The organism is Spirosoma sp. 209 (genome assembly GCF_002006735.1).
Taxonomy (GTDB): Bacteria; Bacteroidota; Bacteroidia; order Cytophagales; family Spirosomataceae; genus Spirosoma; species Spirosoma sordidisoli.
Window position 1 is genome coordinate 385481 of the sequence record NZ_MVEC01000004.1, and the last position, 21041, is coordinate 406521.

General features: G+C 54.8%; 20 protein-coding genes. 4 read left to right on the forward strand and 16 right to left on the reverse strand.

Going from position 1 to position 21041, the window contains the following annotated elements; genetic code table 11:
* Positions 1–68: 68 nt before the first annotated feature.
* Complete coding sequence (gene lysS, locus B1C80_RS09430; protein ID WP_077920816.1) at positions 69–1835, reverse strand: lysine--tRNA ligase; 1767 nt, start codon at positions 1833–1835, stop codon at positions 69–71.
* A gap of 208 nt (positions 1836–2043) precedes the next feature.
* On the opposite strand from lysS, the gene B1C80_RS09435 reads away from it, so the two are divergent.
* Both B1C80_RS09435 and B1C80_RS09440 read left to right on the forward strand, forming a co-directional pair.
* A complete protein-coding gene (locus B1C80_RS09435) occupies positions 2044–2898 on the forward strand; it encodes an SPFH domain-containing protein (RefSeq protein WP_077920817.1) in 855 nt (284 codons plus the stop codon).
* A 78-nt stretch (positions 2899–2976) separates the two neighbouring features.
* Positions 2977–3174: a hypothetical protein gene (locus B1C80_RS09440; protein ID WP_077920818.1), complete on the forward strand. Its 198-nt coding sequence runs from the start codon at positions 2977–2979 to the stop codon at positions 3172–3174.
* A 1-nt stretch (position 3175) separates the two neighbouring features.
* On the opposite strand, the gene B1C80_RS09445 is transcribed toward B1C80_RS09440, so the two are convergent.
* The 12 genes from B1C80_RS09445 to rpmH all read right to left on the reverse strand — a co-directional run bounded on the left by B1C80_RS09445 (position 3176) and on the right by rpmH (position 14703).
* Positions 3176–3796: a hypothetical protein gene (locus B1C80_RS09445; RefSeq protein ID WP_077920819.1), complete on the reverse strand. Its 621-nt coding sequence runs from the start codon at positions 3794–3796 to the stop codon at positions 3176–3178.
* Between the two features lie 404 nt (positions 3797–4200).
* Complete coding sequence (locus B1C80_RS09450) at positions 4201–4854, reverse strand: hypothetical protein (RefSeq protein ID WP_129600867.1); 654 nt, start codon at positions 4852–4854, stop codon at positions 4201–4203.
* A gap of 278 nt (positions 4855–5132) precedes the next feature.
* Positions 5133–5909, reverse strand: a complete 777-nt coding sequence (locus B1C80_RS09455; protein WP_077920821.1) for a type III pantothenate kinase — start codon at positions 5907–5909, stop codon at positions 5133–5135.
* Positions 5910–5986: 77 nt separating this feature from the next.
* Positions 5987–8116, reverse strand: coding sequence for a peptidase domain-containing ABC transporter (locus B1C80_RS09460; protein WP_077920822.1), 2130 nt, complete (start codon positions 8114–8116; stop codon positions 5987–5989).
* Between the two features lie 116 nt (positions 8117–8232).
* A complete protein-coding gene (locus B1C80_RS09465) occupies positions 8233–8754 on the reverse strand; it encodes a redoxin domain-containing protein (RefSeq protein WP_077920823.1) in 522 nt (173 codons plus the stop codon).
* Complete coding sequence (locus B1C80_RS09470) at positions 8751–9308, reverse strand: hypothetical protein (RefSeq protein ID WP_236648700.1); 558 nt, start codon at positions 9306–9308, stop codon at positions 8751–8753. Before B1C80_RS09470 ends, B1C80_RS09465 begins: the two co-directional genes overlap by 4 nt.
* Before the next feature lie 447 nt (positions 9309–9755).
* Complete coding sequence (locus B1C80_RS09475; RefSeq protein ID WP_077920825.1) at positions 9756–10010, reverse strand: hypothetical protein; 255 nt, start codon at positions 10008–10010, stop codon at positions 9756–9758.
* 675 nt (positions 10011–10685) lie between these two features.
* A complete protein-coding gene (locus tag B1C80_RS09480) occupies positions 10686–11318 on the reverse strand; it encodes a LuxR family transcriptional regulator (protein WP_077920826.1) in 633 nt (210 codons plus the stop codon).
* A 202-nt stretch (positions 11319–11520) separates the two neighbouring features.
* Positions 11521–12237, reverse strand: coding sequence for a tRNA (adenosine(37)-N6)-threonylcarbamoyltransferase complex dimerization subunit type 1 TsaB (gene tsaB / locus B1C80_RS09485; RefSeq protein WP_077920827.1), 717 nt, complete (start codon positions 12235–12237; stop codon positions 11521–11523).
* Between the two features lie 79 nt (positions 12238–12316).
* A complete protein-coding gene (locus B1C80_RS09490) occupies positions 12317–13984 on the reverse strand; it encodes a S41 family peptidase (protein WP_077920828.1) in 1668 nt (555 codons plus the stop codon).
* Positions 13985–14049: 65 nt separating this feature from the next.
* Positions 14050–14463, reverse strand: coding sequence for a ribonuclease P protein component (locus B1C80_RS09495; RefSeq protein WP_077920919.1), 414 nt, complete (start codon positions 14461–14463; stop codon positions 14050–14052).
* A gap of 72 nt (positions 14464–14535) precedes the next feature.
* On the reverse strand, positions 14536–14703 hold the full coding sequence (rpmH, locus tag B1C80_RS09500) for a 50S ribosomal protein L34 (protein WP_077920829.1): 168 nt from the start codon (positions 14701–14703) through the stop codon (positions 14536–14538).
* A gap of 173 nt (positions 14704–14876) precedes the next feature.
* On the opposite strand from rpmH, the gene B1C80_RS09505 reads away from it, so the two are divergent.
* Positions 14877–16460, forward strand: coding sequence for a M61 family metallopeptidase (locus tag B1C80_RS09505; protein ID WP_077920830.1), 1584 nt, complete (start codon positions 14877–14879; stop codon positions 16458–16460).
* A 17-nt stretch (positions 16461–16477) separates the two neighbouring features.
* Here B1C80_RS09505 and B1C80_RS09510 read toward each other — a convergent pair whose 3' ends face one another.
* Both B1C80_RS09510 and B1C80_RS09515 read right to left on the reverse strand, forming a co-directional pair.
* Positions 16478–17752, reverse strand: a complete 1275-nt coding sequence (locus B1C80_RS09510; RefSeq protein ID WP_077920831.1) for an AGE family epimerase/isomerase — start codon at positions 17750–17752, stop codon at positions 16478–16480.
* Entirely contained in the window at positions 17673–18788 is a 1116-nt protein-coding gene (locus B1C80_RS09515) for a bifunctional heptose 7-phosphate kinase/heptose 1-phosphate adenyltransferase (RefSeq protein WP_077920920.1), read from the reverse strand. Before B1C80_RS09515 ends, B1C80_RS09510 begins: the two co-directional genes overlap by 80 nt.
* A gap of 111 nt (positions 18789–18899) precedes the next feature.
* Here B1C80_RS09515 and B1C80_RS09520 point away from each other — a divergent pair, with 111 nt between their 5' ends.
* Entirely contained in the window at positions 18900–20015 is a 1116-nt protein-coding gene (locus tag B1C80_RS09520; protein WP_077920832.1) for a glycoside hydrolase family 130 protein, read from the forward strand.
* Between the two features lie 8 nt (positions 20016–20023).
* Here B1C80_RS09520 and B1C80_RS09525 read toward each other — a convergent pair whose 3' ends face one another.
* Complete coding sequence (locus B1C80_RS09525; RefSeq protein WP_077920833.1) at positions 20024–20950, reverse strand: DUF389 domain-containing protein; 927 nt, start codon at positions 20948–20950, stop codon at positions 20024–20026.
* Between the last annotated feature and the right edge of the window lie 91 nt (positions 20951–21041).

The following is a 21041-nucleotide window of genomic DNA, read 5'->3' on the forward strand; positions in this document are numbered from 1 at the left end:
CGAGCGGGGTTTTTTGTGTATAAAACAGCCGGATCAGACCCGCGACCCGGCTGTTTAAGGTAGTCTGTTTATTCGGTCCAGCCCCGAACGGTAGCCAGATCCGGCATGGGTACATCCAGCTTCAGCTTCTTGCGTACACCACCCAGGTCGTTGAAGAGCTTGTTCGGGTTGGCGGCCCGCAGCTGATCGACCGTCATGTAGCCCAGTTTCTGTACGGCTGGTACCCATTCGGCCGGTACACCTGCTGCCACAAAATCGCTCTCGTCCGACTGCTCCTGCTTTTTCTCGGGCCGCATCTGCGGGAAGAACAGAACGTCCTGAATAGACGGCTGATTCGTCATGATCATCGTGAGCCGGTCAATGCCCAGCCCAACACCCGCCGTGGGGGGCATCCCGTACTCGAGGGCGCGCAGGAAATCTTCGTCGAGCGCCATGGCTTCTTCGTCACCGCGTTCGGCCAGTCGGAGCTGCTCTTCGAACCGTTCGCGCTGGTCGAGCGGATCGTTCAGCTCCGAGTAGGCGTTGGCAATTTCTTTACCGTTACAGATGGCCTCGAACCGCTCGACCAGGCCCGGTTTGCTCCGGTGCTTTTTGGTCAGGGGCGACATCTCGACCGGATAGTCGGTAATGAAAGTTGGCTGGATCAGGTTCGGTTCGCAGGCATCGCCAAACAGCTCGTCGATCAGTTTCGACTTGCCCATGCTGGCGTCGGTTTTGATACCGCGGCTTTCGGCAACCTCCCGAAGCTCGGCTTCGTCCATGGCCGATACATCGACACCGGTATATTCCTGAATGGCTTCAAACATCGTCAGGCGTTTCCAGGGGCGCTTGAAATCGATGACGTTCTGCCCAACGGTCACTTTAGTGGTACCGGCTACGTCGAGCGCCACTTTCTCGACCATTTCTTCGATGGTATCCATCATCCAGATATAGTCTTTGTAGGCGACGTAGAACTCGACCTGGGTGAACTCGGGGTTATGGGTGCGGTCCATCCCCTCGTTGCGGAAGTCCTTGGCGAACTCGAATACGCCATCGTACCCACCCACAATCAGGCGTTTGAGGTACAACTCGTTGGCTATCCGCAGATACAGCGCCATATCGAGCGTGTTATGGTGCGTACGGAATGGCCGCGCGGTCGCTCCGCCGTGGATGGGCTGCAGGATAGGGGTTTCCACTTCCAGATACCCTTTCTGGCTCAGGAACTGCCGGATCGAATTGACCAGCTTGGTCCGCTTCACAAAGACGTCGCGCACCTGGGGGTTCACGATCAGATCTACGTACCGCTGCCGATAGCGCTGTTCCGGATCGGTAAAAGCGTCGTAGGTTTCGCGTTCGCCCTGCTCGTTGATAACCTCCTTAACGACCGGCAGCGGCCGCAGGGCTTTGTTGAGCAGCCTGAATTCTTTTACGTATACCGACAGCTCGCCGGTTTTCGTGGAGAACACATGGCCCCGAACGGAGATGATATCGCCAATGTCGAGCAGTTTCTTGAAGACCGTGTTGTACAGCGTTTTGTCATCGCCCGGGCAGAGGTCATCGCGCCGGAAATACAGCTGGATGCGGCCCGTTGAATCCTGTAATTCGGCAAAGGATGCGCTCCCGCTGATGCGGACGATCATTAGTCGGCCAGCCAGTTGAACGTTGCCCCAGCGCTCGTCGCCGGAGAAATCCATCTCGGGTTCGATATGGGTACCAGGCCCGCCTGGCTGATGGGCTGCCCGGATGTCGGCAACGGTGGTGGTAACGTCAACGAGTTCAGCGGGGTAGGGGTCAATCCCCATTCGCATCAGTTCTTCGCGTTTTTGTCGGCGATTTATCTCTTGTTCACTCAACATTGTCTGAACGATGATTATCAGATTTAGATGATTTCCAGGAATCAGTCTACGAAATCAGGGTGCAAAAATAGCGAAAAGGATTGGCCTTTACAGGATGCGTGTATAACTGACCGCTGATTGCCAGCCCCGACCGCCTGTCCCAATCCAGAGGGTTCAGCGGAATTGTGTAGTATTATTGTGATATCAAACTACTATCAATTCCTGACTCATGAACGAAAAACCACTTACCTCCCTGTCTGGCTATGTATTGTTGCTGGTTGCTATTGTCTGTCTGTTCAGTTCAACGGCGGTTGCCTGGGCTAATCTGAACGTATTCGTAGCCGCGCTCCTGTTTTTGACGGCCATTGTGCTTTTCATCGGTATTACCGTCATCAACCCGAATGAAGCCGTTGTCTGTACGTTCTTCGGCGATTATGTGGGAACCATGAAGCAGAACGGCCTGCGCTGGGTCAACCCGCTTTACAGCAAGAAGAAGATCAGCCTGCGGGCCCGAAACCTCAACGGACAAACCATCAAGGTAAACGACAAAATGGGGAACCCCATCGAAATTGCAGCTGTGGTGGTCTGGCAGGTTTCCGATACCGCCAAGGCGCTGTTCGATGTCGATAATTACCAGACTTTTGTGCAGATTCAGTCCGAAGCCGCTGTGCGCTTCCTGACCAGCTCACACGCCTACGACAATATGGAAGACGAACACGAGACGGTCACCCTGCGCGACAATACGGGGCAGATCAACAAATTCCTGGAGCAGGAACTCGACGAGCGGCTCAGCCAGGCGGGCGTTCGGGTTATGGAAGCCCGCATCAGTCACCTGGCCTACGCGCCCGAAATTGCGGGAGCCATGCTCCAGCGCCAGCAGGCTACGGCGGTGGTATCGGCTCGGAAGCAGATCGTAGAAGGAGCCGTTGGTATGGTTGAGATGGCGCTGGCCCGGCTGGCCGAAAAAGATGTGGTGCAGCTGGACGAGGAGCGGAAAGCGGCCATGGTCAGTAACCTGCTGGTGGTACTTTGCGGAGAGAAATCGGTCAGCCCGGTTGTCAATGCTGGTACATTATATAACTAACAAGAGAACCGATAACCGGCAGAGCGGGTAGTACATACCTGCCCGTTCTGTCGGTTCGTTTCTTTTTCTTGCTTGCTTATGGCATCAGAAAAAAAAGCGTTTGTGCTGCGTATACAGCCAGAAACGCTGAAGGAGCTGGAACGCTGGGCGCAGGAGGAGTTTCGGAGCGTAAACGGCCAGATCGAATACCTGCTGAACGACGCGCTGCGAAAACGCCGGAAACAAAAAACGGGCGGCACTGACGATCCGCCCGAGCCCGCCAATCGTGCCGACTGACTTATTCCGACCCTGGGCTGGGCGTCCGGGCGGAGGCCGTTTGCTGCCCGTTTTTGGACAGGTTGTTGTACCGGTCTACCAGGATCAACTGGCCCAGAATGGTACGGGCGTTCAGATTATGGCTGAGCACGAAATCATCCAGTTCGCGACTCTGGCTAATCATATGCGGGTGATAGATATCCGGGAAAAACCGTTCGAACGTCAGAAACTGACCCTCATCGTAAACGAAGTAGTTGAAGGGCTCCTGCAGATCGGCCAGTTCGGGCGTGTCGATCAGCTGTTCGGGCCGATGAAACGAGCGGCTGAGCCAGCCCCGTTGCCGTTTAAGCTGTCGAACTACCGTTAGCGATCCGTCGAGACATACCTCGTAGAAACCATGCGCCGTTTGCTCATCGGCGTGGTTGCGGGCCAGCGAGACAAAGATCCGTTGTTTGTGTTGGTTAGGGTCGAACCAGCCAAACTGCCGAACCTGACTAGCCGAGTACGTACGAATCTGTCCGGTGGGCAACCGCAGCAGCACCATTTCTGCCGACCAGTTGTAGGCTAGCTCGCCCTGCGCTGAAGCCCCATTCCAGAAGGCAAGCTGACCCGATCGCCAGACAGGCAGGGGAGGTTTCGCCAATGTTACCTGAGATAGGAAAAGTACAATAAGTACCAGTAAAGTTGATGCATAGTGTCGTTTCATAGCTGTATTCCATTTGCAGAATGGCGGCAGCGCAGGTGGCTACCGAGCTGCGTTGACCTAAACGAAGCTATTGAAATTAACGACAGGCTAAGTGCCTTGTTAACAGGGCTTTAAATAGTTATATGCGCTTTGTTTTAATAATGTACAGACTAAATTGGACGGATAGAAGAAATATACGGGCTGATGGTATTTGTAGAAAAAACAATAGACTAAAAACCAGATGGTTAATTTATTAAGTGGTCCAAAGAATTCGTGAGATAACCGGGTTGCCCTGAAAAAATACAAAAAAAGAGGTATCCCGTTTGTGGGTTACCTCCTGCGCAAATTCGAGTCACCGTATGTCATCGGCCCAGCGATGGCACTTCGTCTGGCTCCGTTACGGCCTGTATCTTAAGGTAGTTATAGTGGTTGATCAGCAGCAGCCGGGTCAGGGTGGTATTTACGTTCAGGTCGCGTTTGATGACGTACTGTTGCAGGGCCTGGCCAAACTCGTCGCACATGCGGGGCCAGAGCGTACGGCTAAAATCCCGCAAACGAACTACGTCCTGTCCGTCTACCACGAAGTACTCGAAGTTATCCATGTTTTTAACCAGTTCGGGATCGGCCTCGGTAGCGATGGAATTACCAATTCTGAGCATCTCCCGCGTAGGCCGAAGCTGCCGGTAAACGGTTAGTGGCCCGGCGGTGCACTCTTCGGCAAATTGGGGCCGTACCTGCTTCGATTTGAATGGATACAGGACGGAGACAAACTTCCGAAGCGTGTTCTGATTGGTATCAAAATACCGGAAATTGCTGACCTGAAGAGCCGAGTAAGCCTTAACGACATCGCCCTGCCGGTACCGAACGATTTCCGCTTTCCAGTTATAGTTGAGTTCACCTTTGAGCAAAGTGCCGTTGGCCAGTTGGAGCTCGCCCGTACTCCAGACGGGGGCCGCTATGCCGCCCGCTCCGGTCAGCATAAGCCCTGTAACTACAGAAAGAAACAAGTTTTTCATAACGCTGTCTATCAATTGAAAGGCCCGGTATGGGGCCAGACAGCGTGCGTATAGAAAAAACCCTGCCAGGTTGATCAGCAGTCGATTACCGCCGGGGCAGCGGGCTTAGTAGGTCAATAATTGTATTATTCCGCTGGACTAACAAGCATTTCTTTGACTTAAAACGGACTGTACAAATCCGCTCCATTTGTTTCGGTGTAGGCTAACATTTGGACCGAAATTTTTTGAGTAAATGACTCCTCAATTCTGTAGAAATGAAGACTACAGCTGCCTGACTGTCAGGCCTGTGAAGCCGTTACGGTTTCGCCAATCAGCCGAACGCCGTCGAGTGTCAGTGAGGGAATAACGGCGGTAAACACATCTTTCAGCGACGGAATCCGACCCGACAACCCGCCGGTAGCTACGGCTATACAGTCGTTGTGCAGTTCAGCGCGTATCCGCTCAACCAGCGACCGAACCAGCCCCTCGTATCCCAGCACAATGCCCGCCTGAATAGCGTGGGTGGTACTCGTGCCCAGGGCCGAGGCTGGTACCTCGATCGGCACTTCGGGCAGCTGGGCCGTATTGGCAAAGAGGGACCGGATGGCGGTTTTCAAACCGGGTGCAATGGCAACGCCCAGTATTTTCCCTTCGGCCGACACGGTGGTGAAGGTAAGCGCGGTACCAAAATCGACCACGATGCAGTTTTGTCGATAGCGGGTGTACGCGGCCAGCGCGTTGGCAACGAGATCGGCACCGATCTCGTGCGGACGCAGAATCTCGAGTGGCAGCAGCGGATAAACGCCAGGACCAACCACAATTGGCTCGAAGCCGAACAGTTCGGTCAGCATGGTCCGCATGGTAGGCGTCAGATTCGGTACCACGCTGCTCAGGACCGTTGTCTGTACAGCACTGAGGGTAACGTTGGTTTCGAGGAGCCAGAGACGCAGCCGGGCTTCGTAGGATTGAGCCGGTTCATCGATTCGGGCGGGTGTTCGCCAGACGTGCTGCCAGGAGGTTTGGTTATAAAGACCGAAAACGGCGTCGGTATTGCCGATATCAACAATGATCTGCACGGAAACAAGGGGAGATGGCCCGACGCAAAGTAACGCAAAAATATATCGTTTGGTGGATTGGCCTGGCTAGTCAGGCATTATATGGGCAGCACTTCGCTTTCGTAGACGTGTAAGGTATGGTTAATGAGCCGATAAGCCCGGCTTGCCGTAGTTGCTAGTTGTGGCTTGTGGGTAATGAGTAAAATGGCGAGCTGCGGGCGTAAATTGTCCAGCAGATTCATCACAAATTGCTCGGTGTGCTGGTCCATTGCGGATGTAGGCTCATCAAGCAGCAGGAGTTGTGGGTTGCGGTATAAGGCCCGGGCCAGTGCGACTAGCTGCCGTTGCCCGCCCGACAGGTTTACGCCATCTTCGCCAAGGAGGGTAAAATAACCCTGTGGAAATTGCTCGAAGTAGACTGCAAAGCCATAGGTTCGGCAAAAATCAATGATATCATCGGCTTCGCCGATGGTGTCTCCGAGGCAGATGTTATCCAGTAGGGTGCCGCTAAACAGCTTGATATGCTGAGGCACTACACCCAGTCCATGCCGCCATGTTGGCGTGTCGATACTTTCCCAATCGGTGTCGTTTACGCTTATCTGCCCTGTTTCTGGCTTGTAAAATCGCTGAATGAGTTGCAGGAGCGTGCTTTTTCCGCTACCGCTTTCGCCTAATAAAGCCACCTGTTCACCCCTGTGAATGGTCAATGACACGCGATCCAAAAGCGTGGGTCGGCCCGGAAACCGGAACGATACGTCATGTAGCGTTAATGAGCTAAAGGTAAAATCGGCTTGTGGTATGGCTGCCGGGTGCTCGGGGTCAAGCTGCGCATACTCGTACATCCGCTCGAAGGCTACGTTGGCTTCCTGCAGCTGGATATTCGTCAGGGCCAGACTGGCAACGGCGGGTAGAATGGTGCCGGTCAGTGTCAGGATGGCCATCATCTCACCCAGTTGCAGGCTTTTTTGCACCACCAGTAGCGACGTGATAGCCATCAGGCCAACAATCAGCAACGCACCGGTAGCTTCTGCCAGTAGCGAGAAACGCAAACCTACCAGCCCCAATGAGTAGGCTTTTTTCTGAAAGAAGCTGTAAACGGAAGTGGTTATCTCCTGAAAGAACGGCTCCCGGTTACTGGTTTTAATGACATCGATCCCCTGAATGGTATCGACATAATTACTTTCTGTGCGGGCCGAAGCTGCCATCACATCGCGTTGACCGTCGAGAATCGGTTTGTGAAAGAACCAGGCTAGCCCACCATACAGGGGTATACTCACCAGACTCAGCAGGCCAATCCAGGCCGAGTAGGTGAACAGATACCCTGCCGACACCAGCAGGACCAGCGCGTTGATAACTACCGCGCCCGTGATATGATTGATGCTGCGCTGAATGCGGCTGGTATCGTTCAGGCGGGCTACCAGCTCGCCGGTTTTGCGGCTATCGAAAAACGACTTAGGCAGATAGAGCAACGCTCCGTAAAACCGGTTGACCATGCGGTTGTTAAAGTCCTGGCTTTGGCGGTTCAGCAGGAAACCACGCAGATACCCAATAATGGCCCGCGCCACCAGTAGAAACGCCAACAGCGCCAGTCCCAGTAAAAGCCGCTTTGTGTCATGCCGGGGCAGGATTTCATCGATCAACTTCTGCGAGAAAATGGCGGTTGACAGTCCAAGTCCTGCTGTGACAATACCCAGCCCCGTGGCAATGGCCAGTAAGGGTATGTCGTCGCGAATTAATCCGAGAAGCCACCGCCGTTTGGCAACCTTTTCGTCGGTTTGTTTGACGAACGATGCGTTGGGCGTCAGGGTCAGTAATATTCTGGCGGGCCAGATAGCCGTCAGCTCCTCGGTGGTGTAGTGCTCAATACCCCTTGCCGGGTCGCCGATACTGAAAAATCCGGCTATATTATCCCAGCCGTAGCAGACCACGTAGTGCTGGAGCCTGTCATCTATCAATACGTTCAGAATAACGGGCCCGCTGACATCGGTTTTCAGGTTTTCGATAGAATCGGCCTGTAGTCCTTCGCTGTCTAAACCAAGTTGCTGCGCGGCCTGATGGAGTCCCAGTAAAGTGGTTCCCTGTGTGTCAGTACCGCTGAGTTCGCGTAGTCGTTCGAGCCGGCTATGCCCACCGTAGTACGCCATAATTGAAGCCAGGCAAGCCACACCGCAGTCAGCCTGCCCCTGCTGGCGTATCAGGGTTCGTTCCAGATAGTTTAACGGCTTCATGTCAGAACGAGGGTTTGGTCAATTGCTCAAATAGCAGGCAAAGCAGTAGCCAGAGAACCGATATAATCTGTTCCATAGTGGTGGGTAGTAAGAATTGTGATGACTACAGGCCGCTTTTATTCGGGTAAAGGGGCTGTATAGTTTGCTATGGCCGTTACGCTGGTTTCGCCCCGGAAGCGTTTGGCCAGCGACCCGTCGGCGTGATAGATCAGCAAGTCAGGGACAGACGTAAACCCGAACGTATCGTAAGCTTTTTGTTGGGTTATGTGTGCTACGTGCAGGTTGCTGATTGTGTTAAGTTGATGGGCTTGGGCAAAAGCGTTCAGCGCCAGTAACGGAGCCGCCGACAGTAGCCAGATGTCGGCATGGGCCAGTTGGTGGGCATTCTGCCGTAGTTCATTCGCTTCACGCTGACAATGGTCGCAGTCGGGGTCGAAATAAACCAGCACTAGTGGTCGGCCCGTAGCTAATAGCTGAACCGATTGGCCCGATAGGGGCGTAACCGCACAGGCGGGTAGTGTATGAATGCGCTCGGCTGCTTCGCGTTTGCGGCTTAGGGCGCTGGCGAACCCCCAACCGAAGTAGGTCATTAGACCCAGCACCAGCAGGGGTAAGGCCCATTTTACGTAGCGGTTCATGACAGGCTAACGATTAAGAACATGACGAACATTACCCACACGAGTAGCCCTGAGCCGTACGAAGCCGCTACCATACCCAGCCCGCGCTGCCATGACCAGCCCACCACCTCAGCCACACCGTAGGCCAGCACCAGCCAGTAGGTCAACTCAAATAAATTAAGCAGCTGCAACGGATAAAATAGATACGGTTCAACGGTATGAACATCGAGCAGATTCAGCAGACTGAGCGGGTAAAATAACTGCAAGTCCTGTAAGCTATAGTCAGTTTGTACAAACAGAAACCATAGTAGCTTTACCAGAGCGGGTAACAGCAGCACCAGTTCAGCCTGTACGGCCACCTGAAAGAACGGCTTAAACGCCCAGCGGTTGGCAGCGAAATAATAGCCTAGACTCAGGCAGGAAGCAACGAGGGTAAATTTGAGCAGGTTGAAAATGGGCAGGATTATATAGCTAACCCACGACCATGTATGGTTCTGAGCAACTACTTTCTGAATCTGCTCATACGTCATTTGCTCGGCCAGAGCGTTAAAGTAAAGTTCGTCGGAGATGAGCAAATGTTGACCGGCAAAGGCGATAAGTAGAGTTAAAGCTATTATAAGCGGTACTAGCAATGCACTCTGCTTGCTGGGCGGAGAATTTGTGAAAGTTGATATTGTGGCTGGGTGTGCGTTCATAAATCAGGGCGATTTTTTGTTCCGCGAGATTAGGCCCGCCAAACTGACTATCACTATCATCGGATAGCCAAGCGTTGCCAATTCGCCATCGTGGATATTGAAATCCAGAATGAAGAATGCAGCCAACAAAAGCCCCAGAATGATGCGTATTGGTTTCGTGGGGCGTATACCGATCCGTTGGCGGTGTGAATCCGGTTGGGGGGCACAGTTTTGCTACAAAAGTCGGTTTACATTACCATCTGCCAGAAAAGGGTTCTTTTTTCTTCCGATAATAACTACCAATAGCGGCAGCAATAATGATTAGGAGAACAATTGCAGTTATTTTCATTAACTGCGCCAATTTTTACCAAAAGGTTTCTTATGAATGAAATGAGCAATCAATGCTGCTACGAGTAATACGAAGAAACAAATAATTGCCAAGATCATTATGTACAAATGCAATTCGCTTTTGAACGGATAGTTCTTAGCAAACAAAGCGCAACTCACTACAAAACCGATGATGGTCAACGGATAATGGCTTACAAAAGCCAGTAATTGATTTTTTTTTATGATTTCAGCAAGTTTACAGGCTGGTTTACGCATCGGTAATAGATATATAATAAACTCATTAAGAACTCTTCATTTTGAAATAAACAACATAAACAATTAGTAGCATTGACGAAATAGTAAGTACTTCACCTGTAGACGAACATTTTTCGTCACTACATGTAATAATATCATAAATACTGATAATCATTACGATTAACGCACAAATTCCAAACCCAAATCTGTAGATAGGTTTCATATTTTCAAGTGATGTAATTATCCGCACCACACTACTGTAGTTAGGTGCGGATAATATGTGTGATAAATAACGACTTAGTGAGGATAAGGGCCACGTCCACGGTTCTTACCACCTCCACAATCTTCAGCAATGGCGACTGCAGCGATTACAGCACCCATAGCTGCAGGTACAGCTCCTACCCCCGTTGCCGCTGCAGCAACTGATACTCCAAGAGTGAGAGCCCCCCCCAACACTGAAGCCATGCAACCACCCGCCACAACTTCTTGCATGGCGTTCATTCCTAGTTTTTTCATCATATAATTTTTTTATTCCTACTCTATTTAAGGCTTTTCGGTATCCGCCTTTGTCGCGCGCTTGACGATACAAAAGTGATACACGAATAACCCTGGCGCATGAGCAAACTTGCTCTTTTCTGTGGGTAAACTTACCTTTTTTAGATGGGCAACTTTGCCTATTACTTACCCAAAACTTACCTAGTCAGCCAGCAGGTGTAGCAGCGTTTCGCGGTGGGCCATTACCCAGCGGGTCAGGCTGCCGGGGCCACCCGATATGCCCAGCTTCTGGCTTATCTTTAGTTTGTGGTTATTCACCGTTTTCTGGCTGAGGCACTCGGTGTCGGCAATTTGCGGTCCCGTTTGGCCCGCTGCTATACCGCGCAGTACCCGGCGTTCGGCAGGGGAGAGACTGTGCCAGCCCGGAAACGGCTCGTTGATGCTATAGGTAGCTGCCGTCTGGAGCAGGGTCGATTGGAAAAACCGCCCGGCTTTTAGCGTTACTAAACAGTCGGTGAGTTCGGGAACCGTACAAAGAACATCGAACTCCAGATTGTCCAGTAGTTTCCAGAGCGGTTTTGTCATCACCGAACTGATTTCGAGACAAACGATCAGCAGCGTTTCGGGGCTACCCGCCCGCAGGTCAGTAAACAGCGGAGCGTCCTGCAGGTAATCCTGGGTGATTAAGGCGAAGCGGGGCTGTTCTGTACTGACTCGTTGCCGAAACACAACCGCATTGGTTTGCGGAGTGCGCCAGATCAACGCAGCCGCGTCCGAAGCCGCCGATATCTGTAGGGTTAACAAGCGCCGGGAACATAAAGCAATCAGGGACATGAACGGTGGGGTGGGGTAGAGACGTCAACAGCACGTAACTATCCTCTGACGATGCAATGCATGGTAAGTCATGCTAAGTCCCGGATTTGGTTACCTAATCAACAAAATGATACCAGAATGGGCGCAGCGTGTTCTGCCTGCTGGCAGTAGCGACTTGTGTAGAGGAAATGTAATGTTTCTGGTGCCGGTAAGTAGCTTGCGGTCAAGCTGTTGCCCGCCTGGGCTGGGTGGTCATGAACTCTTTGAGATAAAAGGGTTCGAAAGTAGCCGGGTCTTCAAACTGCCCGCTGGCAAAGGCCTGGGTGGCGAGTTGGCCAACCGTCCGGGCCGAGGGGATGATGAGCTGGTCGAGAAATACGGCATTGGCGTGGTGACCCAGCGCTGGCTGACACTTGGCGGCTCCGTCGCCGAAAAAGAGCACCCGGCTACTGGCCAGCAAGTCGGCAAAGGAGTCGGGCGTGATGATTTCGGCCGCCGTGGGTCGGACCTCCCGGCCGGTTGTGTCGTAAAACGTGCAGTACACTTCCATCCGCCGGGCGTCGATCATGGGGCAGAACAGTATGGGCTGGTCCGCGAATAGGGTGGCGTACGGGCGAACCTGTTCGGTCATAGCCTGTAAGGTATTGATGGCCAGCAGCGGTTTGTCGAGGGCGAAACACAGCCCCTTGGCCGTTGAGACGCCGATGCGCAGGCCGGTATACGAGCCGGGCCCTTTACTGACCGCTATCGCATCGAGCTGGGCCAGTTCATGCCCCGTATGCCGCACCACATCACCAATCAGGGTAGTAAGCATAGCCGCCGAGGTGCGCTCGGTAAAGAGTTCGTAACAGCCCAGCAAGGTACCCGCATCCGGGCCGTCGCCCCCGTGTACAGCTACCGAACAGGACGCCGTGGACGTATCAATGGAAAGGAGAAGCATTCAGTAAAAAGTGCTGAGCGATGAGTGTTGAACGATGAGTGCTGTCAGTTGCTCATCGCTCAGCACTCATCGCTCATCGTTATTTTGATTTGGTGCCTTTGAGGATGGCGCTGTAGCGACCCATGTCTTTGAAGACGTCGAGGGCGGCTTTCAGTTCGGGATCAGTTGCAAAAGAGGCTTCCTTGATGCCATGCTGGAGGTAGTAGTGCCCCGCAATTTCCTGTTCGAGCAGCGTTTTGAGTTCGTTCTTGAACGTCATCAGGTCGGCGTCTTTGCTGTGAGATACCTTGGTTTTTAGAGCTTTGAGCTGATCCTGAATCTGATCGAAGTATTTTTCTTTCTTGGCCGAGGCTTCGAGCGTGCCGAGGTCTTTTTCTACCTGGGTGGTGTAGTCGTATTCTTTGTCGGCTACCCACTTGGTAAAGTCGGCATACTCGGCATCGGTCAGGCGAAACTCGCGGGCCGGTTTGATAGTCGGATGTTCGCTCCGGTATTTCACCGCATAGTCGAAAATCAGTCCTTTGTTGGTTAGGCTCAGCGCAATGGGGGTGGGTGTCTGGGCTTCTACGACCACATCGGGCAATACGCCACCGCCGTCGTACACCACCCGGCCGGCCTTGGTTTTGAACGCCGTTTTGAGCGAATCGGGCACTTTACCAACGCTGCCGTCGGGGTTGCGGTGGCTGTAGTCGATGGCCTGGATACAGCGCCCGCTCGGAATGTAATATTTGGCTGTGGTGATTTTAAGCTTGGTATTGAACGACAGCTCGCGGGTGGTTTGTACCAGTCCTTTACCAAACGTTCGCTGACCGACCAGTACGCCCCGGTCGTAATCCTGAATAACACCCGATACAATCTCGGCGGCCGACGCGCTGCGGCTGTTGGTCAGCACGATGATGGGCATATCGAGGTCGAGGGGCGGGTTGAGAGCCGTGTAGGTTTTGTTCCATTCGGTTACCTTGCCTTTGGTCGTTACGACCTCCGAATCTTTCGGGATAAAGATATTCGAGATGTCGATAGCCATGTTCAGGAGACCGCCGGGGTTTTCGCGGACGTCGAGAATCAGCTTTTTCATGCCTTTCCCTTTCAGCTCCTGAAACGCGGTTTTTACCTCGCGCGAGGCTGTAGCGGTGAAGTCTTTCAGGTCGATGTAGCCCACCTCGTCGTTGATCATACCGTAATACGGCACGTTGGTCATCTTCACCACATCGCGGGTAACGCTCACGTCGACGGGGTCTTTCTGGCCAAACCGGCGAACCGTCAGTTTAACGGCCGTGTTGTTCTGCCCTTTCAGCAGTTTGCCGGGGTCAGCATCTTTGCGGCTTTTGAGGTCGATCCCGTCGATCTTCATGATTTCGTCGCCGATCTGCAGGCCCGATTTTTCGGCCGGGGTGCCTTCGTAGATCATCAGCACGATGCTTTTACCCTGTCGCTGGCCAACGAGCGCCCCGATGCCGTTGTATCGGCCGGTTGTCATGGTCATGTAATCTTCAATTTCGTCTTCGGCGAAGAAATTGGTATACGGGTCGAGGGCTTTCAGCATGGCATCGATGCTGGTCTTCACCATGCGGTTAGGGTTCACCTCGTCTACGTAATACAGGTTCAGCTCTTTGAAGAGCGTAGCGTAGATGTCGAGGTTACGGGCAATCTCGAAGAACCGGTCGTCAGTTTTGAACGAGAAGAACCCGATACCGCCTGCCACAAGGACCGAGGAGGCTAGGAGCGTAAAGCGTTTGGGAAGGCGCATAAGTCAGTTGACAGTCAGTAGTCGTAAGCCGTTCGGAAACAGCGCTCAGCAGGACTAACTGATGGCTATCGGCTCACGACTTTTGGTAGTACTAATTTCATACCTTTTTCTATCTCTTCAAACGAAATAATCTGTTTGGCGGTATAAAGAAAGGCAATGGCCGTAGGGCGCGCCTGGCCGGGGGCCGGGCTGAACCAGTCGCCCCGGCTGCTGAGCAGTTCTTTGTTGAGCCGGTAGGCTTCCCGGACGCGCCGTCGAATGAGGTTTCGGTCAACGGCACGCTTGAAGCCGCGCTTGGGAACGGTGATGACGATAGCCGGCAGAGGAGGGGGGGAATCGGGCGGGGCGGGCGCCGACAGATAAAGCACCCGAAACGGAAAAAGGTAGAACGTCTGGACCGACGCGCTACCTTTCTTAAACAATTCGCCCAGAATTTTTTTGCTGCAAAGCCGCTCGGATTTGGTGAAGGTTTGCTGCATCATTCGGTTCATAGTTTGTAGGTTTCTGTCAGTTTACTCCCGAGAAGCAGCAGACAGAAAACCACAAACTCATTAAACTTTGAACCGCTCGCCTTTTTTCTCGTCAGAAACGGTCAGTTTCCAGCGACCTTTGGCACGACGGCGGGCCAGCACCTGGCGGCCGTTGGCGGTTGACATCCGCTCGCGGAAGCCGTGCTTGTTTTTCCGCTTGCGGTTCGATGGTTGGTATGTTCTTTTCATGATCTATGTTGCCTTAAAACCCTTGGTTCCAAATGAGTCCGCAAAGATAGCGGAACCAGCACAGTTTACCAAGCCCGATTTAGAAAAACGAATTGTCATTATTTATGTTGGTAGTTAACAGAATAGCCGGGTTACCCCGGCTCGCCTGACCGACTGTACTTACTTGCCGAACTATGCATTACCGCCTGTCTGCCGATCAAAACGCCGGAACACCCAATCCGCAGCACTATATCGCCGTTGAAGCCCATCTTGCCGATATTACCAGCAGCTATGTAGAACTCCAGCTACCCGCCTGGCGACCCGGCCGGTATGAACTGCAGCCCTTTGCCAAACATATTCAGCGCTTTACGGTGGTTGATGCTGATGGGCAGCCGCTGCCGTTTCAGAAAGTGACCAAAGACCGGTGGCGGGTGCAGACCAACGGCACTACGGCGCTTACGGTGCTCTACAACTACTACGCCCTGCTGCCGACGCCCAATCTGCTCAACGCGGGCAGCAGCTTTATCAGCGACACCTTGCTGTACGTAAATCCGGTCAATCTGTGCGTCTATGCCGAAGGCCGGATCGATGAGCCCTGTACGCTCGAGCTGGCTATTCCGGAGCGGTGGATGGTAGCCTGTGGCCTGTCGTCGGCGGGGGGCGATGCCCGAACGCTGGTCGCGCGCGATTTTTACGAACTGGTAGACGGACCGCTCATGGCCGCGCCGGTCATGCAGCATATTCAGTACGCGGTGCGTGGGGTTCAGTTCAACGTCTGGATACAGGGCGGGCGCCGGACCGACGGTAACCCAACGTTCGATCCGGATCGGCTCGTGCGTGACTTCAGCCGGTTCTCGGAAGTGCAGCTGACGCTATTTGGCGAGTTTCCCGAACCCGATTATCACTTTCTGACCCTGGTTTTACCGGTTGCGCATTACCACGGCGTAGAGCATCGTAACTCGACCATGCTGGTGCTCGGCCCCAACGACGAGGGGGAGGGGCTGTACCAGGACCTGCTGGGGGTAGCTTCGCACGAGTTGTTTCATGCCTGGAATATCATCCGCATCCGGCCCACCGAGCTGCTGCCCTACGATTTTACCCGCGAAAACTACTTCACCACCTGTTTCGTTGCGGAAGGCGTCACCACCTATTACGGCGATCTGATGCTGCGCCGGTCGGGCGTGTTCAACGACGAAGCCTACCTGAAAGAGTTGCAGGTGCTACTGAAGCGCCATTTCGAAGCCAACGGTCGGGCGGCTCAGTCGCTGGTCGAGTCGTCGTGGGATTTGTGGCTCGACGGTTACGAGAAAGGAGTTCCCGATCGGAAGGTATCGGTTTATCACAAAGGGGCCATTGCTGCGCTGATTCTGGATTTGCACATCCGCCGACTTTCCGATCATGCCCGCTCGCTGGATGACGTGATGCGCCAGCTGTGGGAGCGGTTCGGCCGGCCGTTTGTGGGATATACCCTGGCCGATTATCGGGCCATCACCGAAGCCGTGGCGGGCGAATCGCTGGACTGGTACTACGACTTATGCATTTTCGGTAACGAACCGCTCGACGCGAGGCTGAACGAATACCTGGCCTGGGTAGGTTTGCAGCTGATCGACGGGCAGCCCGACCTGCCCGACCACCCGGGCGGCATCCGGCTGATGGAGCTGGACGATGCTGCCGGGGCCAGCCAACGGGCCCGCTGGTTTGGCGGCCCGCTGACCGACGAGCGGCACGAAGGCATAATCGACGAGAAAACGATCGGCAAGAACGTGGCTGCCAGGTAAAAGAATAACCGACAGTGTTAGGTAAATTGGGCTAGCAGCCGATCGAGTCGGGCTATGGACTGGATAACCGCCCGTACGGTATGGTAGTTGATTTTCCAGGAATGACCCATGTGCGTCCAGATGGGTTGGCCTTCGCGGGTCATGAGCGGCCACCATTCGCCCACGTCCGTATTGACCATTTTGTCGAGCACGAAGCGATGCACGGTCTCGTAGGCCCGCCAGTAGTCGTGATTCCCCGTAATCCGGTAGGCGTCGAGAAACCCAATCAGTAGTTCGGCCTGCTGCCAGAATTCTTTTTCCCGGTCATAAACGGTTCCGCTGTGTGAGCCTTCCACAAAAACACCGCCATATTCCCAGTCTACCCCGTAGTTCAGGGCGTGGCTCAGGGCTTTTTCGAAAGCAGCGCGGTAGGTATCGTAGGGTAACTGCAGTACGTTGAGGGCGTGTAGCAGCAGCCAGCCAAACTCGCCGTTATGCCCATAGCTGGTGTTATCGTCGGCCGTTGGTTTAATGCCGCCTTCGGCAAACCGGTCCCAGCCCCAGATCACGTCGAACTTAATTTGGGGCGCTACCCGCCAGTCGGCCCAGAACTGCGGCAGACCCGTTCCATAGACGGGGTGCATGACGCGCTGACTGAGCAGATCGATCACTTCGAGCAGTTTTCGGCGGTGCAGCGGATGCTGACTAGCTTCGTAGAGCGTAGTAAAAGCCTCCATCAGGTGCATGTGTACGTCGAGGGTTTTGCGGTCGCCACCGCCGGGGCCGGGGCCTTTCAGCGTCCAGTCGCGGGAAAACATCTCGAAGTAGCCGCCATAATGTGTATCGACCGCGTGGATTTGCAGCAGGTCGAACACCCGTTGTGCGTAGTTAAGTCCCCGGGGATCGCCGGTAGCGAGCGTGTATTCGCTCAGGCAGTAGATGGCGAAACTTTGCCCATAGGCGATTTTCTGGTCGTTGAGCACCTTGCCCTGCCGGTTGGTCATCCAGTAGAAACCACCGTACTGCTCGTCCCACATCCGATCGATGAGGTAGTCGACACCATGTCGCGCCAGCTCGGCCAGTTCGGGTCCACCGTAGCCCGCCCGATGGGCCGACGCGTAGGTATAGATCGAACGGGTTTGCGAAATCAGCGATTTCTCGTCCGTGCCGGTGTCGTGCCCATGCTGATCGAAGTGGGTGATAAAACCGCCGTTGACGCGGTCGGCGCTACGGCTAACCCAGAACGGAAGAAGCTGATGGGTCAGGTGATGATGCAGTTCCTGACGGTGCTGCCGAAGGAGTTGTAGGTTCATGGAGCGTGTAGGTCGTGGCCAGTTGAAACACTTCGTCGGGTGTAGCGGTGCCGGTCTGGCCGAGTTTCTGTACGGTAACGGCCGCAGCCAGATTGGCGATGGTCAGGGCCTGCGGGGGTGGCGCACCGGCGCTGAGGCTGGCCGCCAGAGCCGCTACAACCGTATCGCCCGCCCCCACCGGATCGAGCGGGCCCGGCACCGCCAGCCCGTCGATCGCCCAGATGTCGTCATCCCGAACGTAGAGCATACCGGCCTCGCCCCGCGTAACGACCAGCGGGCTGCGCAACGCCCGGTTTAGCAGCCTGGCGTGTTCAATACACCAGTCGAGGTCGGGATGGTTGGGGAGGGGTACGTTTCGGAAACGGGCCAGCTCGGCCGTATTCACTTTGAGCGTGGCCCCCCGAATCAGCAGCCCCGTATGCCGCAGGTCGGCCAGACAACATACCGCCGGGTGCTGACGAATGCGCTCATTCAGAGCCGGAATCCGGGCTTCGGTCAGGAGCGGACACGGAAACTGCTGGTTGATGATCAGCACATCAAGCTGGGGCAGGAGCTGAGCCAGGCCGTCGAGCAGCTGGTCGAAGTTATGGTCGGGTAGTTTGTTTTGGCTGCCAAAATCGATCCGGTTCGCTTCGGTCTGTTGCTGCATCGGCTTCGTATACACGCAGGTATCCCAGCCGGGCGGGGCCGTCAGCAGGCAGTTGGTATGGACACCCTGCTCCTGCATCAGCTGTCGCATGGCATGACCAAACAAATCGGCCCCAACGACACCGATGGCCCAGATCTGGCCAACGCCCAGTGCCAGCAGGTTCTGTATGACATTACCCGCGGCTCCGAGCGATGCTTTGGGCCGACTGCCCCAGTATACCGGCCGGTTGGTTTCGAGCGAGTATTCGCCCGTTTCGGTGTTGAGCTGGTAGTACAGGTCGAGCGCAAAATCGCCGATGACACCTACGTTCAGCGTTGCCATGCGACCAAACAGGGCGGGCATGGCGTCAGACCAGGCAGCGGTAGGCGAAAGGGGCAGGATACGCATGCGAATAATGGAGTGAGCAGGCTGCGTCAGTACAAACCAACCGCCCGCTGCTTTCTGTACCGGATATGCATTGCTGATCAAACTGTCCTGCCGGGCAAAATCTACTCATCTATGGTGTTGACTTATCATCGTCGTTTTGTTGCCATTGTGCTCGTTCTGTGGGTGTTAGCTGCGCTGGTCCGGGCGCAGCCAGTACCCGAAAAACCGTGGATGCTGGGCCCTTTTATCAAGCAGAATGCCATCAACCCGATACTGAATGCTCAGGCTACTACCACCTTTTTCTGCCCCGTCTCCCAAAAAACGGTGCGTTGGGAAGAAAAAGACGTGTACAATCCGGCCACTGTCGTACGCAACAAGCAGGTGTATATGCTCTACCGGGCCGAAGATACCGTTCGGCGGGTGGGCGGAACCTCGCGGCTGGGGCTGGCCGTTAGCCGGGATGGGCTGCATTTTAAACGGATGCCGAAGCCGGTCTTTTATCCCGATCAGGACGCGATGAAGACCTACGAATGGGCGGGGGGCTGCGAAGACCCGCGGGTCGTTGAAAGCCCCAATGGCGTTTACGTGATGACCTATACGGCCTACGACGGCGACAAAGCGCGGCTGTGCGTGGCTACCTCGAAAGACCTGCTGAGCTGGAAAAAACACGGATTGGCCTTCGATCAGTATGACAACGGAAAGTACCGCAATGCCTGGTCGAAGTCGGGCGCTATCGTCTGCAAACGGGTAGGGGACCGGATCGTGGCCCAGCGGATCAACGGAACCTACTGGATGTACTGGGGCGACCAGCCGGACCTGCGCCTGGCCGTATCGACGGATCTCCTTCACTGGACACCGCTCGAGAACAGGCAGGGGAAACCGATACCAGCCGCCGAGTCGCGCCGGGGCACCTACGATGCCCGCCTGATCGAGCCCGGCCCGTACGCCCTGCTGACCCCAGCCGGCATCCTGCTGATCTACAACGGCATGAACGAACCCAAAACCGGCGATCCCAACCTGCCCGATCATGCCTATGCCGGCGGTCAGCTGCTGTTCGACGCCAGGGATCCGGCCCGGCTGATCGATCGGTCGGAGACATACTTCATCCGGCCCGATCAACCCTACGAACTCGAAGGGCAGGTCAATCAGGTGGTTTTTCTGGAAGGAATGGTGCCGTTTCTGGGGCGGTGGTTCCTGTATTACGGCACGGCCGATTCCAAGATCGGGGTGGCGGTAGCGGATCAGTAGCCGACGGGTCAGGCTACCGGTCGGCGGTGGTGGAAAAAACGCTGTTTGCTGCCGAAAACCAGCAGGCACGAGAGTAGAATCAACAGAATATCGAAGCCGAATCGCTGAAGTCCCTGGCCCGCCAGATCATACCGGCCACTAGCCAGCCCGATCCCGATCATGGCGGCTGCGTTGATGATGACCATCGCGATGAGGGCGCCGGCAATGACACTCTTCCGGAACGAAGACATAATGATAGCCCCGGCCAGGGTGCCGCAGACAGACAGCAGGGTGTCGCTCGTGCTGGGGTTCGCCAGGTGATATACCTCTTCACTGCGGGTGAAATCGGTCAAACTGATCTCGCCGGTAGTTTGCAGGAACCAGTAGGTGAGCGCTGACGTCAGGATCAGGGTTGTGTAGCCAACTACCGATGACTGGATGGCCCGCCAGAGCACCTGCCATCGGCGCAGCACGACCGACAGGGCAATACCGGCCAGGGGCTCGAAACCTGGGGCGATAACGGCGGCTGCCACAAACGGCATGATCTGACGCGTTGGTGCCGATACGATGCCGATGGTTGCCATAACGCCCCCCAGCGCCATGAGCAGGACAAAATTGGGGGTTATCCGCCCCTGGTGCCGCATGCCGGTCTCAATTTCTTCCCAGATAGCTTCGTCCGCATCGTTTTCGAGTTTATCGGCCTGATCAGGTTCGATGATACTCTCGGTAAGCGACGTGCTGACCAGGTAGGGGGCGTCGCCACAGCGGTTGGCAATGGCTTTTAAAACCCGGTCTGACCCCCGGTTGAGCAGCTGAACGGAAAGGGCGTCGCCAACGGGTTTGTGGGAGTTGTCGGGGTAGAGCGCCACGCCGATAACCTCATCGAACTGGAGGAGGTCGGCCATCAGGGCGGTTGTTTTATCGGCGGGCAGCTGAATCTGAAAGGTACGATGCATAGCGTTGAGTACTCTGGAAACCTAACCGCCATGCGGGGTAAGTGTTTGCGGATGAGCGGAATTGGTTGGCTTCCGAACCGTGCTATATTTG

Coding starts and splice junctions, on each gene's coding strand:
- lysS (WP_077920816.1), bottom strand. CDS start 1,835: ATGTTGAGTGAACAAGAGATAAATCGCCGACAAAAACGCGAAGAACTG.
- B1C80_RS09435 (WP_077920817.1), top strand. CDS start 2,044: ATGAACGAAAAACCACTTACCTCCCTGTCTGGCTATGTATTGTTGCTG.
- B1C80_RS09440 (WP_077920818.1), top strand. CDS start 2,977: ATGGCATCAGAAAAAAAAGCGTTTGTGCTGCGTATACAGCCAGAAACG.
- B1C80_RS09450 (WP_129600867.1), bottom strand. CDS start 4,854: ATGAAAAACTTGTTTCTTTCTGTAGTTACAGGGCTTATGCTGACCGGA.
- B1C80_RS09460 (WP_077920822.1), bottom strand. CDS start 8,116: ATGAAGCCGTTAAACTATCTGGAACGAACCCTGATACGCCAGCAGGGG.
- B1C80_RS09465 (WP_077920823.1), bottom strand. CDS start 8,754: ATGAACCGCTACGTAAAATGGGCCTTACCCCTGCTGGTGCTGGGTCTA.
- B1C80_RS09475 (WP_077920825.1), bottom strand. CDS start 10,010: ATGCGTAAACCAGCCTGTAAACTTGCTGAAATCATAAAAAAAAATCAA.
- B1C80_RS09480 (WP_077920826.1), bottom strand. CDS start 11,318: ATGTCCCTGATTGCTTTATGTTCCCGGCGCTTGTTAACCCTACAGATA.
- tsaB (WP_077920827.1), bottom strand. CDS start 12,237: ATGCTTCTCCTTTCCATTGATACGTCCACGGCGTCCTGTTCGGTAGCT.
- B1C80_RS09490 (WP_077920828.1), bottom strand. CDS start 13,984: ATGCGCCTTCCCAAACGCTTTACGCTCCTAGCCTCCTCGGTCCTTGTG.
- B1C80_RS09495 (WP_077920919.1), bottom strand. CDS start 14,463: ATGCAGCAAACCTTCACCAAATCCGAGCGGCTTTGCAGCAAAAAAATT.
- rpmH (WP_077920829.1), bottom strand. CDS start 14,703: ATGAAAAGAACATACCAACCATCGAACCGCAAGCGGAAAAACAAGCAC.
- B1C80_RS09505 (WP_077920830.1), top strand. CDS start 14,877: ATGCATTACCGCCTGTCTGCCGATCAAAACGCCGGAACACCCAATCCG.
- B1C80_RS09510 (WP_077920831.1), bottom strand. CDS start 17,752: ATGAACCTACAACTCCTTCGGCAGCACCGTCAGGAACTGCATCATCAC.
- B1C80_RS09515 (WP_077920920.1), bottom strand. CDS start 18,788: ATGCGTATCCTGCCCCTTTCGCCTACCGCTGCCTGGTCTGACGCCATG.
- B1C80_RS09520 (WP_077920832.1), top strand. CDS start 18,900: ATGGTGTTGACTTATCATCGTCGTTTTGTTGCCATTGTGCTCGTTCTG.
- B1C80_RS09525 (WP_077920833.1), bottom strand. CDS start 20,950: ATGCATCGTACCTTTCAGATTCAGCTGCCCGCCGATAAAACAACCGCC.